Here is a 13521-nt window from a genome sequence, read left to right on the forward strand (position 1 = left end):
TCAGCGCGTTAATGCCATGCATGCGCTACGTCATCACCGGAGCGAGCAGGGGGATTGGTTTCGAATTCGTCCAGCAGCTCCTGCTGCGGGGCGATACCGTCGAAGCCGGGGTCAGGTCGCCAGAGGGAGCACGGCGGCTGGAGCCATTGAAACAGAAGGCGGGCAACCGCCTGCGCATCCATGCGTTGGACGTGGGAGACGACGCCAGCGTGCGCGCGTTCGCCACCAACGTGTGTACCGGCCCCGTGGACGTGCTCATCAACAACGCCGGTGTCTCCGGCTTGTGGTGTGCGTTGGGTGACGTGGACTACGCGGACATGGCGCGCACGTTCACCATCAACGCCCTGGGGCCGCTGCGTGTCACCAGCGCGATGCTTCCGGGCTTGCGGCAAGGCGCCTTGCGGCGGGTGGCGCACGTCACCTCGCGGATGGGCTCGTTGGCGGCGAACACCGACGGCGGGGCCTATGCGTACCGCATGTCGAAGGCCGCGCTGAACATGGCCGTGCGCTCCATGTCCACGGACCTGCGCCCGGAGGGCTTCGTCACCGTGCTGCTCCACCCCGGTTGGGTGCAGACGGACATGGGCGGCCCGGACGCCACGCTGCCGGCGCCGGATTCGGTGCGCGGCATGCTGCGAGTCATCGACGGGCTGAACCCGGAGCACAGCGGCCGGTTCTTCGACTACCAGGGGACCGAAGTGCCCTGGTAGCCGTGCCCTCATGGGTAGAGCATCTGCGTGCGCCAGCCGCCGTCCTCGCGCAGGTAGACGTGCCTGTCATGGAGCCGGCTCTCCTGGGCGTGCCAGAACTCGATGCGGTCCGGCACCACGCGGAAGCCGGACCAGTGCGGTGGGCGCGGCACGGGCTGGCCGGCGTACTTCTGCTCCACCTCCGCCACGCGGGCCTCCAGCTCCGCGCGAGTCGCCAGCGGCTGGCTCTGCAGGCTGGCCCACGCGCCCACCGGCTGCCGCGGACGCGGCTCTGGAAATAGGCGTCCGCCTCCGCGTCCGTGACGCGCTCCACGCGGCCTTCCACGCGCACCTGTTCACTCAAGGGCTGCCAGTAGAAGCAGAGCGCCGCGTAGGGATGCGCGCGGGCCTCGCGGCCCTTCCGGCTTTCGTGGTTCGTGTAGAACACGAAGCCGCGCGCATCGAAGTCCTTGAGCAGGACGACGCGCGCGCTGGGGCGCCCGTCATCCCCCACGGTGGCGACCACCATGGCGTTGGGGTCCACCGCGATGGCCTGCTTCGCGCGCTCGAAGAGCTGCGCGAAGCGCTGGATGGGGTCTGGAGGAATCATCACGCGGTGCAACATAAGGGGCGCGCGGCAGGTGTGCACCTTCGCGGTTGACTCATCCGGCACACACGTCAATGTGCGCACATGAATGTCCTCTTCATCTCCTCGGAGGTGGCCCCGTTCTCCAAGACGGGGGGCCTGGGGGACGTGGCCGGGGCTCTCCCCGCCGCGCTTGCCTCGCTGGGCCATGACGTCAAGGTCATCACCCCGCGCTACCGGGACCTGCGAGGCGCGGAGCGGCTGGAGCCCACGGGCCAGTCCCTGCTGCTGCGCTTCCCCTTCGGCGAGCTGTCGGGCCCCATCCTCTCCGCCCGCGTGTCCGAGCGCCTGGAGGTGCTCTTCCTGGAGAACGCGTTCCTCTTCGGCAACCGCCACGGCCTCTACGGAGACGCGGGGGGCGCCTTCGCCGACAACCACCGGCGCTTCGCCTATCTCAGCGTGGGCGCGCTCCAGGCGGCGCAGCGGCTGCGCTTCATCCCGGACATCATCCACGCCAACGACTGGCAGACGGGGCTGGTGCCGGTGGCGCTGCGGCGCGGCTTCCAGACGGGGCCGCTGGCGCACGCGAAGAGCGTCTTCACCATCCACAACCTGGCCTACCAGGGGCAGTTCCCCAAGGACGTGATGGGGGACCTGGCACTGCCCTGGGACTTGTTCACCGCCCATGACGGGCTGGAGTTCCACGACACGGTGAACTTCCTGAAGGCGGGGCTCGTCTTCTCCGACGCGCTCACCACCGTGTCCCCCACCTACGCGCGGGAAATCCAGACGCCGGAGCAGGGCTACGGGCTGGACGGCCTGCTGCGCCACCGCGCGCACCGGCTCCACGGCATCCTCAACGGCGTGGACACGCACGAGTGGAACCCGGAGGACGACACCTTCCTCCCGGCCCGCTACGGACTGAAGGACCTGTCCGGCAAGGCCGTGTGCAAGCGCGAACTGCTGGCCCGCTTCGGACTGGAGGACGGCCCCGCGCCGGTGTTCGGCTTCGTCAGCCGGCTGGCGTGGCAGAAGGGCATGGACCTGCTGCTGGAGGCCCTGCCGGCCGCGCTCCACGCGGACATCCGCGTCGTCGGCGTGGGCAGTGGCGAAGGGCCCCTGGAGGAAGGGCTGCTCGCGTTGCAGTCCCGTTACCCGAAGCAGGTGGGCGTGCACATCGGCTTCGACCCCGGGCTCTCCCACCTGGTGGAGGCGGGGGCGGACTTCTTCCTCATGCCCAGTCGCTACGAGCCGTGCGGCCTGAACCAGATGTATTCGCTGCGCTACGGCACGGTGCCCATCGTCCGGGCCACCGGCGGGCTGGTGGACACGGTGGAGGGAGGGCTGGACGGAAACGGCATCCTCTTCGAGGCCTTCCACAAGTCCGCCCTGCTGGCGGCCATCCGCCGCGCCCTGGCCCTCTACGCGGACCCGTCGCGCCTGGATGAGTTCCGCCGCCGGGGCATGGAGAAGGACTTCTCCTGGGGGGCGTCCGGCCGCCGCTACGAGGCGCTCTTCCACGACCTGGTGGCGGAATAGTGGGTGCGGACGGAAATTCGCAGTAATGTTGTGCCGTGGCGGATGCTCCGGACCTGGGTGGTTACGAGGTGGTCGGCCGGTTGGCGGTGGGCGGCATGGCGGAGGTGTACCAGGCGCGAGCCCGGGTCACCACGCAGCGCTCACCGGGTGAACCGGACGAGATTGTCATCAAGCGGCTGCACCCGTCGTTTCGCAGCGACACTGCCTACGTCAAAGCCTTCGTTGACGAGGCGAAGCTGACGGTCCGCCTGCGCCATCCGAACATCGTCCGCACCTACCGCCTGTTCAAGGCGGGGCCGGACTACCTGATGGTGCAGGAGCTCGTGAGTGGCCGGACGCTGGGCTACATGCAGGAGCTGCTGGTGAAGGCCGGCGCGGCGATGCCGCCCGAGTCCGCCTGCTACATCGCCTGGTGTCTGCTCAAGGCGCTGGACTACATCCACCGGGCCAAGGTGGGGGAGAACGGCGCCACCATCGTCCACCGCGACGTGAACCCGGCCAACCTGCTGCTGGGCATCAACGGCGACGTGAAGCTCACCGACTTCGGCGTGGCGGAGGTGGAGGGGCTGATGCGCGGCGACTCCGGCGCGCTGCGCGGCACGCTGCCCTACATGAGCCCGGAGCAGGTGCTGGGCCTGCCGGTGGACGCGCGCACGGACCTGTACGCGGTGGGCATCATCCTCTGGGAGCTGTGGTCCGGCCGCCGCCTCTTCGCCGGGGAGCACGAGGCGGAGCTGATGCACAAGGTGCGCGACGCACGCGTGCCGCTGCTGACGTCCTCTCCGGAGCTGCCGGACTACGCGGTGCAGGTGGCGCGCAAGGCGCTGTTCGCGGACCGGGCGCGGCGCTTCCAGACGGCGGCGGAGTTCATCAAGGCGCTGGAGTCCCTGTCCCGCCGCGCGGGCTGGCCGCTGACGGTGGAGGCGCTCCAGCCGCTGCTGGGGGCTGAGATGCGCTCGCGCCGCGCCGTCATCCTGGGGCTGCTGGGAGGCGGGCTCGCCGTGTCCGGGTGTCTGGGCTCGGTGCCCTTCCGGCCGCGGGCCTATGAAGACGCGGTGCGCGTGGTGGGCTTCCAGGTGGACTTCCGGCAGGACGGCACCGGCGTCCTGGACCTGGACCGGCGGTGACGAACCCCGCTTCGGACGCGGCCACGCTGGCCGCGGTGGACTTCACGTTGCGGGTGGATGGGCGCCGCGTGGCGGTGGGTACGCAGCAGGTGGCGGCGCCCCTGGCGGCGGATGGGAGCGCCCGCTGCGCGTGCTCTTCCCGCTGGCCAGCGCGCGCGCCACGGGCGGGCCGGAGCCGGTGCCCCGGCGGGTGCAGGTGGAGGGCGGGGTGGTGCTGCGCTTCGGCGGCACCGAGCGGCGCGCGCCCTTCAAGTCCGAGCGCGTGCTGCCGCTGGCCTGGGTGCCGCCGCTGGACGGGGACTGAGGCCGCCGCCGCTCACGCGTGGGGTGGACGCTACCCATGCGGTGCCATGGTAGTTGTCCGTTGCCGGCGGCAGGTGTGACGTGCCAGCGTGCTGGCCATGTCGCTTTTCCGACAATGTATGTTTCCCCTCTCCTTGGCGTTGCTGGGCTCCACCAGCGTGTTGGCCGCGGAGAAGTCGCCTCCCCCTGAGCCTCCGGCTCCTTCGCGCAAGGTCGACCCAACGAAGGCGCAGACGGAGGCGTGGCTGCGCGAGCACATCGAGGCGTGGAACGACTCGGAGGTGCACGTCACGGTGAAGGACTGCCGCATCATGGTGCTGGACAAGCCCCGTGAGCGGACGGAGATCGTCGACCTGCGCGGCTTGCTGCTGCCCATCGAGGTCATCCGGCTCAACGGCGGAAACGATGCGACGCTCCGGCTTCGTGTGAAGGAGAAGCACAGCGGGACGTACTCCATGTTCCGCAAGTGCAGCGCGGAGAACCGCTACTGCGCAGAGCCCACCGGCAAGTTCCAGAGCCTGCCTTATGTGGACCTCTCCGTGACGTCGGTGCGGGACTTCGTCCCCGGGCGGCAGACGGACGTCGACAAGAGCCTGCGGCTGGAGCGGGCGCTCGAACACTACTCGCGGCTTTGTGGGGCGATGGAAGATGCGCGCAACCGGCTCTTCTAGGTTCGGGGCCGCGGGGCTGGCGGCGTTGCTCTTCTCCCAGGCGGGTTGCAGCACGACATCCGAGTACGTGCGCGGCGAGCGCCTGCGAGAGGCGTCCCTGGGAGAGACCCACCGCGACACGCTGGAGAGCGTCGTGGATGCGTCCTACGTGGGCCGCGTCGCGGTGAAGCGCACCACCTGCACCGAGATTTCCACCGAGTTCAGCAAGAAGCGCATCGACACGACGACCAGCCCGCCCATGGGCTCGTTGCTCGGTGGGCTCGCGATGCTCGGAGGTGGCGGCGTCTTGATGGCGATGTCCGACGGCTCGTCCGATGACGACGTCGACATCACCATGACGCTCGGCGTGGTGCTGGCGCTCGCCTCCATCTACCCGTTGGTGACGGCGCTCACCGACGAGGACGTCAGCCAGGAGGAGGTCGTCACTGGCGAGGTCGAAGAGGAGCGCTCCCAGCGCTGTGATGAGCGGACCTTCGCGCTCGAGGGCCCGTTGCATTGGAGCGTCTCCCTGGGCGCCGCGCGGCGCACCGGGCGCACCGGCGAGGACGGCACCGTGTCGCTGGGGCAGCCGCTCAACGAACTGGTGGAGCAGGCCATCACCGATGAGGCCAGCATCCGCCGGCTCGTCGCCGGGCGGGGCATTGCCTTCCGGCTGGAACTCGAGCGCGCCCCACCGGCGGAATTCCGGCTCGATTCCAAGGCGCTTCCGGATGCCTACTTCCGGCGCTTCGCGGACCGCTACGGGCAGCAGCTCGGGGGCAGCGAGCGCGCCCGCTTCGAGAACTGCGAACTGATTGGCAAGTCCGCGCGAGAGACGCTGGAGTGCTACTGGTCCCAGTAGTGGGTGAAGGCCGGCCCCGGAGCGGGGCCGGTGCCGCTCGGGGCCTCAGCTCTTCGCGGAGGCCTGTTCCTCGCGGCCGTGCTCGCGCACCAGCCCGTCGCGGGACTCCGTGGCCTTGCCGTCCTTGGTGAGGCCAGACTTCACGCGCGACATTCGCACCCGGTCGATGCGGGGGCCTTCCTTGGACGCCACGACGAACTGCCAGCCGCTGTAGGCGAAGCGCTCGCCCACGTCAGGCAGGTGGCCCGCCATGGAGGAGAGGAAGCCGCCCAGCGTGTCGAAGTCGCCTTCGGGCAGGGGGAAGCCGAACGTCTGCGTGAAGGCGTCCACCTCCAGCGCGGCGTCCACCAGGAAGCTGCCGTCCGCCAGCTTCTCCACCTGCTTCTCCTCCACTTCGAACTCGTCGCCGATGTCGCCGACGATTTCGCGGAGGATGTCCTCCAGCGTCACCACACCCATGAAGCCGCCGTACTCGTCGACGACGATGGCCATGTGGATCTTCTGCTTCTGCATGTCCCGGAGCAGGTCGCCAATGGGCTTCATCCACGGCACGAAGTGCGCCGGGCGGATGATGTCCTGCAGGACGATGAGCTCGGGGTGCTGGAGCAGGGGGATGATGTCGCGCGCGTGCAGCACGCCGATGACGTGGTCCACGTCGTCCCGGTACACGGGGATGCGGGAGTGGTTCTCCTCCGCCAGCAGGCGCAGCAGCTCGTCCGGGGTGATGGTGATGTCCACCGTCACCACCTCCGTGCGCGGCACCATGACGTCGCGGCAGCGCTTGTCGGACAGCTCGAAGATGGAGCGGATGAGCTGCGGCGCGCTCTTGTCGACCTCGTTCTTCGCGGCCTGGGCGGCCAGCAGCTTCTCCAGCTCCTCCAGCGGCGGCGGCGGTGGCTCGAAGCGCAGCGTGCGGCCGAAGGTGCGCGCCATCAGGTTGAGCACCACCATGGCCACGCGCATGGGCGGGTAGAGCACCGTCACCAGCAGCGAGGTGAAGCCCGACAGCCGCAGGGCCCAGCGCTCCGGGCTGCCGTTGGCCAGCCCGCGCATGGTGACTTCCATGAGTGTGGCCAGCACGCCCACCAGCAGCGCGCCCGCGGCGACGGTGGCCACCGGCAGCCACGCGGATTCGCCGTAGCGGCTGAAGTCCAGCATGCGCGGCGGGACGAAGGCGCCAATGGCCGCGGCTTGGAAGCCGCTGAGCACCATGCCCAGGCGCAGCGCCGTGGCCACGGGCTCGCGGTCCGTCTTGTGGCGGAGGACCCGGCGCGTCGCCCGGCCCGGCTGCGTGTTCGCCAGCTCCTGGGCTCGCAGGTCGGACACGCCGTAGAGCGCGGACTCCGAAGCGGCGACAAGGGCCCTGACGAAACTCAGCGCCAGGCAGGCGACCCAGAGGGTCCAGGTAGGCATAGAGCCCTGTTCTTATCCCGTGCTAAGGGTCCATACCACTGCGCTGGAGCCCTGATGTCCGCTCGCATGTACGTCGTTGGAGCACTCCTGGCCCTTCTTGTCCCGGCGCTCGCACATGCGTGGCCGGTGGACCTGGTCGTCCCCCTGGAGCCCGGGAAGGAACGCTTCCACAAGCTCGACACCGTGGACTGGGTCCAGGTGGCGGACGCCTCCGTGGCGGACGCGGAGCTGCTGCCTGGGAGCAATGAACTGTTGCTCACTGGGCAGAAGGCGGGACGGACGCTGCTCCTGCTGTACGCAGGGGGCCGCTTCGCCGTGTGGCGCCTCACGGTGGGTTCGCCGCCGCCGGAGGACCCCGCGCCCCGCCGGCCGCGGCCCGCAAGGCCTGTCCGGACCTGAACGCGACGAGCGGCGCGGAGCGCTCCCTCAGTGCTTCGGTCAAGGACTCCGCGTGCAGGTTGGCGCTGCTGGAGCTGCTGAAGACAGACGCCTTCGTGGCCCGGGAGCTGGAGCTGACCTTCGAGCTCCCCGTCCTCCAGGAGCAGCTCACTTCACTGGGAGAGGGATTGAAGCCGCTGGGGCTGGAGGCTCGTTACAGCGGCGCGGGCGTGGTGGTGTCGGGCGCGGGCTCGCCGGAGGTGCACCGCAAGGCGCTGTGGGAGTTGTTCCACCGCTCCGTGGGCCGGGTGCCGCTGGACGACCAGATTCAGGAAGTGAAGCCGCCCGAGCCTACCGACGCTGGTACGCCGGACGCGGCCACGCCCGCGGTGGAGGCGGAGCGTGAGATTCCGGTGGAGGTGCTGCCACCGCCGAAGAAGTCACGCAAGCGCTGAGGGCTTCGGCTTGGCGTGTCGCGGGCTTGCGGTATGACGGGAGGCTCCCTCTTTCGCCCGCGTGCCTCAGCCGGCCGCGGCCGCTTCTTCGTGGAGGAGCCCGATGCGTTTGGCAGTCCGGTTGACCGCGCAGGCGTGGGTGTCGAGCCTGGCGCTGCTGATGCCCCTGGTGGCGTCCGCGCAGTTCGATGACGTGGACACCTTTCCGGCCGCCGAGCCCGAGCGCGGCTGTCCGAAGCGCCCGGACGTGGTGCCCTTCACGGCGCGCAACCTGGTGGGGCTGACGGGCTCCGGCTGGCTGGCGCACCAGGCCATCATCCCGGAGTCGAAGGACCGCTTCTTCCTGGAGAGCGAGCGGGAGCGCTCTGGCGTGAAGCTGGTGCCAGAGGATGTGGACGTCCGGAAGCTGGGCGCGCCGGACCCGTCCGTGCCCTTGTGGGTGTTCGGCAAGGCGGATTCGGCGGCCTGCCGCGCGGTGCCCGTGGTGTGGTGGGCGGTGCGGATGGGGACGGACGCGGACCGCAAGACGTACCTCATGTCCGAGCTTCAGGTGGACTGCGACGTGCTGCCCCCGGGCCGGCTGTCGGGCACGCCGGTGGCGCTGCGCCAGAAGGACGCGCCCACCGGCTGCAAGCTGCGCCGCGCCGACGACAACTCCACCAGCGACGAGGGCCGGGGCTGCCCCTGGAGCTGTCGGACGTGATTCCCGAGCGCGCGTCGTGCGAGGCCCCGGAGTGCCAGCGCAAGTGGGAGATTTTCAGCAGCCGGTGGGATGACGGCAGCGCCGTGTTCGACATCGCGGTGTCGTGGATGAAGCGCGACGGGAAGAAGGACCCCTGCGAGTGGGCCACGGAGGACCACACCGCGCTGCTGCTCCGGCCGGCGGGGGCGCTGGCGCCGCTTCCGATGCGCTCCGGCGGGGCCTTCTTCGGCGCGCTCTATGACAGCACCGGGCTGCGCACCGTCCTCAGCCGCGAACTGGGCGTGCTCAACGTCCACGACGCTGGCAAGCCCAAGGCGGCGCCGAAGACGGTGCGCTACGGCAGCCCCACGGAGGAGGAGCTGGCGTACGCGAAGCGCACGTTGTCACCGTGCAAGAAGTAGGGGCGTCGGGGTTGAGTCCCTGAATCGAACCGGGGGATGATTCCCACTCCTGTGTTCTGGGAAGGGGGGCGCCATGGCCAATACGGTCGGTGTCAACAAGATGTCCGTGGTGACCAAGGACTCCAACGGCGTGTCCGTGGCGTTTCCGGATGTCTGCAAGACGCCCAGCCCGGCGGGCCCCATTCCGCTGCCGTACCCGAACGTGGCGCGCTCCGCCGATACCGCGCAGGGCAGCAAGACGGTGGCGGTAGAGGGGAACCCCTTGTGCGTGAAGGACTCCAACTTCAGCACCAGCACGGGGGATGAGGCGGGAACGGCGGGGGGCGGTGTGGTCTCTGGCAAGACCCAGGGCAAGGCCGAGTTCGTCAACTTCTCCTTCGACGTTCAGGTCGAGGGAAAGAACGTGGCGAGGGCCTTCGACTTGATGTTGCACAACGACAAGAACACGCCTCCGTTCCCGCTGATGCAGCCACCGGTGATGGCGGCCGGCCAGGGCTCGGGCAAGTGCAACTGCCTGGTCTGCGAAAAAGAGATGTAGCGCGAGGGGGCGAAATCCCATGGCCTCACACGAACAGGACGCCGGGCGCCCGCCTTCTCGGGTGGAGGAGCCCATCCTGGGAAACCTCATCGGCCGGGTCGTCGGACGGGGGCGAATGGGCACGGTGCAGGTGGACTTCGAGGGCAACCACCATGGGCCGCTGGAGGCCCGGCTCGCGGTCGCGGTGGATGAGGCCACGCTGCTTCGGGCGATAGAGGCGCGGCAGGAGGCGGTGCTCTGTTTCGAGCGGGGCGCTCCGACGTGCCCCATCGTGCTCGGTTTGCTCCAGCCGCGCAGTGAGACGCCCCTCCTGGATGCCATGCTCGAAGCTCCTGATGGCGAGCGCGAGGATGGAGAGGTCGCCATCGTCGCCAACGGCCAGCGAGTCCCCATCGAGGGGCTTCTGGACGGCGCGACCGAGGAGCTCGAGCTTCGCTGCGGCAGGTCCAGCCTGGTCCTGCGGCGCAATGGTCAGATTCTGCTTCGGGGTGAGCATGTGCTCGTCGACGCGGGCCAGGTGCTGCGCCTTCGTGGCGGCAAGACGCAGATCAACTAGACAGGGGGCATGACGTGATGAACCCGTTGCCCCGGCACCTCGCGCTCCCCATCTCCTGGGAGATGCTGGCGTCACACCTCGACGAGGCGGCATTCCTGTGGCGGCAGTGGAAGCGTGCCCGCGTGGCGCCGGACCATGTCCTCGATGACGTCGCCGGGGTGGAGGCGCGACTCCTCGCCCATGTGGATGCGCTCGTGCTCGCGGGGCGCAAGGCCGCGACGAGGCTGCTCGTTCCCGCCCTGGCCGAAGCGGACGAGCCTGGGAGGGTGGAGTGCGCCGCGCTCGGGCTGCTGCTTCAGGAAGACGCCCTGGAGGCGGCTGTGCGGAGTGTCCTCGAGGTGCTCCAGGCGGGGGAGGAGGGCCCGTGCGCGGGCATCCAGGCCGCGCTCCTCTGTGCCGGCGGACGGGGGCTGGAGTCATGGCTGCGGCCCATGGTCGACGCATCGCCTTCACCTGGAGTGCTCGCGACACTGTTGGAGATTTTGGGGGCGTGGCGAGTGGACCCTGGGCCGGCGCTGGAGGCGTCGCTCACGCATGAGGCCGCCCAGGTGCGGGCCGCCGCGTTTCGCTGCCTGCGCTCCTGGCCCGTCCGGTTGTCCGAATCCACGCTGGAGTTGGGACTGCGCTCACCCTCCGCCGAGGTTTCTGGCGCTGCTCTGGAGGCAGGGCTGTTGGCGGGAAGTCGACTGGCGTGGTGGGAATGCCGCCGTCAGGTCCTGGAGGGCGGGCCGCACCGTCAGATGGCCTTGCGAGCGCTGGCCGTGGCGGGTGGGCCGGATGCCCAGAAGTTGCTGTTGGAGGGGCTGGGAGACGCTGTCCGAGGGACGGAGACCTTGAGGGTGGTCGGCCTGGTGGGGACGGTCGAGACTGCTCGGGCCTGTCTGGAGGCGATGCGCGAGCCGTCATGGGCGCGCCTGGCGGCGGAGTCGTTCTCGCTGGTGACAGGCATGGAGGTTCCCGCGGTGGCTCCGGCCGTGGAGTCGGGCGACGCGGAGGCGGCCGTGGAGTTCGCGCCGGAAGCAGACCTCCCGCTGCCGGATGTGCCCCGGGTGGAGGCGTGGTGGGCCGAGCACGCCTCCCGGTTCAAGCCGGCGGTGCGCTACGTGCGGGGACGGCCTTTGGGACAGGAGTCGTTGCTCGACGCGTTACGAGAAGGGTCGATGTATCGCCGCCGGTCGCTCTGGTGGGCTGTGGCCCTGCGGACCCGGGGCGCACTGGGGTTGGGCGTGGGCGCTTGGACACGGACCCAGCGCGCGGAAGAGGACGCCGCGAGGCGCCTGCCGCCTGCGCGTTTTGCCCAGTCGTTGGAGGGAGGCTTGGGCGCGTGGGGTGGGGAATGAAGGTGTTCGTCGAGGCCCTGGGGATGGCTTCATGCCTGGGGCCGGTGATTCCCGCCTGCGCTGCGTTCCGGGCCAATCTGCTGCGCCCCTCGCCGTCTCCCGACGTGGACGTCGCCCACCCCGGTGATGAGGCGCCGCGGCCCGTGACAATCTGTGCGCTCCCGGTGGCGACGTTCGGGTTCTCGGGCGTCGGTCGGCTGGTGGCGTTGGCGTGCGAGGTGCTCAAGGATGTGGGCACTCGCGTGGACCTGCGGGGCCTCGGGCCGGAGACCGGCGTCTATCTGGCGCTGCCGGACCCGTGGGAGCGAGGCCTGGACCTGGGCGAGCCGGATGCCACGGAGGCGCTGCGAGTGGAGGCGCTGGGGCGTCGTGTGTTGGAGGCGAGCCTGCGGAACATGGGCCTGGAATGGCCCGGGCCCAGGCGTTTCTTTGGTGGTGGGCACGTGGCCTTCGCGAGGGCGCTGCATGCGGCCCAGGCGGCGCTGCGGAACGGCGGGCTTCGCTCATGCCTGGTGATGGGGGTGGACTGCCTGGTCGAAGAGCCGACGCTCCATGCGCTGGCGGATGGGCGACGGTTGAAGACGCCGGAGCAGCCCGTGGGCTTGACGCCTGGGGAAGCGGGCGCGGCCTTGTTGCTGACCACCGATGGGCCCGCGCAACGTTCGACGGGCGAGCCCCAGGTGATGTTGCACGCGGTGCGGCTCGGAGAAGAGCCGCACCCGCGAGGCTCTGACAAGCCATCGGATGGGCGGGCCCTGGCGGCATGTGCCGAGGCGGTGCTCGCAGCCGCGGGGGCCCTTCGTGCCCGGCCGCTCCTGGTGAGCGACCACAACGGAGAAGAGGGAAGGGCGCGGGAGTGGGGGATGGTGTTGCTGCACCTGCGGGCGTTGGACGCCTCACTGGGGGGACTTCCGGCCTGGTATCCCTCCATCGGCTTTGGGGACGTGGGGGCCGCGATGGGCGCGGTCAGCGCTTGTGTCGCGGTCAGGGGACTGCAACGCGGCGATGCGCCTTCCTCCGTGAGCCTTGTCTTCGCCAGTGCGGACGATTCCGGCCGAGGCGCCGTCTTGATAGGAACCACTGCTGCGCATCCGTCCAGAGGAGCTCTGCCATGACAACCGGTGACACCCGGCACAATCCCAATACGGAAATGGCCCGCAGGCTCAATGGCATCTACAAGCGCAACCTGGCTCGGAAGGAATCTGCCCGGGCCGCGGCCAAGGAAGAGGCGAAGAAGAGCAAGCCGAAGAAGAAGGCGGAGCCCGCTCCTGACGGACATCTGGACCCCAACGCGTCGTTGAATGGGGTGCTGGCCAAGGGCGATAACTATGCCCGCCGAGGCTACACCTACCTCAAGGCCCATGACGGCCGGGGGGTGTACCGCAACTTCGACCATGCGCACCTGAGCGAAGTCCGGGACATGGTGAAGGAGCGGGCGGAGTTTCCAGGGGGGCCGAAGGAGAACTTCAACCCCACGTACACCCAGCAGTATCCGTACGCCTGGGAAGCTCACCACATGCTGCCGGGGTCGGCCTTCTATTACATGATGAAGGACGGCAAGCCGGCCTTCACGTACAAGCAGATTCGGTTGTTGCTGATGTCCGAGTACAACATCAATCACGGGCACAACATCATCAATCTTCCGGCCGAAGACTGGGCCGTCCCGGTCCATTCCCTCATCTGCCATCCGAGCGACCACGAGTCCTACACGATGCGGGTCATGGATGAGATGCGGAAGGTGGCCAAGCGTCTCCAGGACGTCATTGATTCGGGTGAGCCTCACGGCGATCTGCCTGAGGCGGCATTCGAGGAATTGAAGGACCTTGAGGAAGACTTCTGGGAGTTTCTTGTTGGACTGAGCCGGGCCATTGTCATGGCGAAGGTTTCTGGCGTCCGGTTCACTGGGAATGGCTCAGAGCACGTGCGATACGCGAACAAGGACGGAACAACCCACTATGAGTGGGGTAGCCTTTGGTAGGGT

At 69.2% G+C, this 13521-nt stretch carries 13 protein-coding genes and 3 pseudogenes; 14 read left to right on the forward strand and 2 right to left on the reverse strand.

Annotation, left to right across the window (positions count from 1 at the left end):
• Nucleotides 1-20 precede the first annotated feature (20 nt).
• Nucleotides 21-710 carry an SDR family oxidoreductase gene (locus QEG98_RS07025; RefSeq protein WP_141590390.1) on the forward strand — a complete coding sequence of 230 codons (690 nt, stop codon included), beginning with the start codon at nucleotides 21-23 and terminating at the stop codon, nucleotides 708-710.
• An 8-nt stretch (nucleotides 711-718) separates the two neighbouring features.
• On the opposite strand, the pseudogene pdxH reads toward QEG98_RS07025, so the two are convergent.
• Nucleotides 719-1380: pseudogene (gene pdxH, locus QEG98_RS07030) on the reverse strand (pyridoxamine 5'-phosphate oxidase).
• On the opposite strand from pdxH, the gene glgA reads away from it, so the two are divergent.
• The 5 genes and pseudogenes from glgA (at nucleotide 1381) to QEG98_RS07055 (ending at nucleotide 5756) form a co-directional block, all read left to right on the forward strand.
• Entirely contained in the window at nucleotides 1381-2814 is a 1434-nt protein-coding gene (gene glgA / locus QEG98_RS07035) for a glycogen synthase GlgA (RefSeq protein WP_316566165.1), read from the forward strand. It begins immediately after the preceding pseudogene.
• A gap of 35 nt (nucleotides 2815-2849) precedes the next feature.
• Nucleotides 2850-3758 (forward strand): annotated as a pseudogene (locus QEG98_RS07040) (serine/threonine protein kinase); the annotation flags it as partial.
• A 313-nt stretch (nucleotides 3759-4071) separates the two neighbouring features.
• Nucleotides 4072-4245: a hypothetical protein gene (locus QEG98_RS07045; protein ID WP_316566166.1), complete on the forward strand. Its 174-nt coding sequence runs from the start codon at nucleotides 4072-4074 to the stop codon at nucleotides 4243-4245.
• Between the two features lie 133 nt (nucleotides 4246-4378).
• Nucleotides 4379-4915: a hypothetical protein gene (locus tag QEG98_RS07050; protein WP_316566167.1), complete on the forward strand. Its 537-nt coding sequence runs from the start codon at nucleotides 4379-4381 to the stop codon at nucleotides 4913-4915.
• Nucleotides 4893-5756, forward strand: coding sequence for a hypothetical protein (locus tag QEG98_RS07055; RefSeq protein ID WP_316566168.1), 864 nt, complete (start codon nucleotides 4893-4895; stop codon nucleotides 5754-5756). Before QEG98_RS07050 ends, QEG98_RS07055 begins: the two co-directional genes overlap by 23 nt.
• A gap of 45 nt (nucleotides 5757-5801) precedes the next feature.
• Here the strand turns inward: QEG98_RS07055 and QEG98_RS07060 are convergent, their stop codons facing one another.
• Nucleotides 5802-7169, reverse strand: coding sequence for a hemolysin family protein (locus QEG98_RS07060; protein WP_316566169.1), 1368 nt, complete (start codon nucleotides 7167-7169; stop codon nucleotides 5802-5804).
• A 54-nt stretch (nucleotides 7170-7223) separates the two neighbouring features.
• Here QEG98_RS07060 and QEG98_RS41740 point away from each other — a divergent pair.
• From QEG98_RS41740 to QEG98_RS07105, 8 genes and pseudogenes are all read left to right on the forward strand, one after another.
• Nucleotides 7224-8002 (forward strand): annotated as a pseudogene (locus tag QEG98_RS41740) (pilus assembly protein N-terminal domain-containing protein).
• Between the two features lie 103 nt (nucleotides 8003-8105).
• Nucleotides 8106-8705 (forward strand): hypothetical protein, encoded by a 600-nt coding sequence (locus QEG98_RS07075; protein WP_316566172.1) that lies wholly within the window; start codon nucleotides 8106-8108, stop codon nucleotides 8703-8705.
• Nucleotides 8702-9106, forward strand: coding sequence for a hypothetical protein (locus QEG98_RS07080; protein ID WP_316566173.1), 405 nt, complete (start codon nucleotides 8702-8704; stop codon nucleotides 9104-9106). Before QEG98_RS07075 ends, QEG98_RS07080 begins: the two co-directional genes overlap by 4 nt.
• A 73-nt stretch (nucleotides 9107-9179) precedes the next feature.
• Nucleotides 9180-9644, forward strand: a complete 465-nt coding sequence (locus QEG98_RS07085) for a DUF4150 domain-containing protein (RefSeq protein ID WP_090484727.1) — start codon at nucleotides 9180-9182, stop codon at nucleotides 9642-9644.
• A gap of 19 nt (nucleotides 9645-9663) precedes the next feature.
• Entirely contained in the window at nucleotides 9664-10200 is a 537-nt protein-coding gene (locus tag QEG98_RS07090) for a DUF6484 domain-containing protein (RefSeq protein ID WP_316566174.1), read from the forward strand.
• Between the two features lie 17 nt (nucleotides 10201-10217).
• On the forward strand, nucleotides 10218-11540 hold the full coding sequence (locus tag QEG98_RS07095) for a TIGR02270 family protein (protein ID WP_316567843.1): 1323 nt from the start codon (nucleotides 10218-10220) through the stop codon (nucleotides 11538-11540).
• Nucleotides 11537-12655 (forward strand): hypothetical protein, encoded by a 1119-nt coding sequence (locus tag QEG98_RS07100; protein ID WP_316566175.1) that lies wholly within the window; start codon nucleotides 11537-11539, stop codon nucleotides 12653-12655. Before QEG98_RS07095 ends, QEG98_RS07100 begins: the two co-directional genes overlap by 4 nt.
• Nucleotides 12652-13518 (forward strand): AHH domain-containing protein, encoded by an 867-nt coding sequence (locus QEG98_RS07105; RefSeq protein ID WP_316566176.1) that lies wholly within the window; start codon nucleotides 12652-12654, stop codon nucleotides 13516-13518. The genes QEG98_RS07100 and QEG98_RS07105 overlap by 4 nt, the downstream gene beginning before the upstream one ends.
• Nucleotides 13519-13521 lie beyond the last annotated feature (3 nt).

The organism is Myxococcus sp. MxC21-1, assembly GCF_032612255.1.
GTDB lineage: Bacteria > Myxococcota > Myxococcia > Myxococcales > Myxococcaceae > Myxococcus > Myxococcus virescens.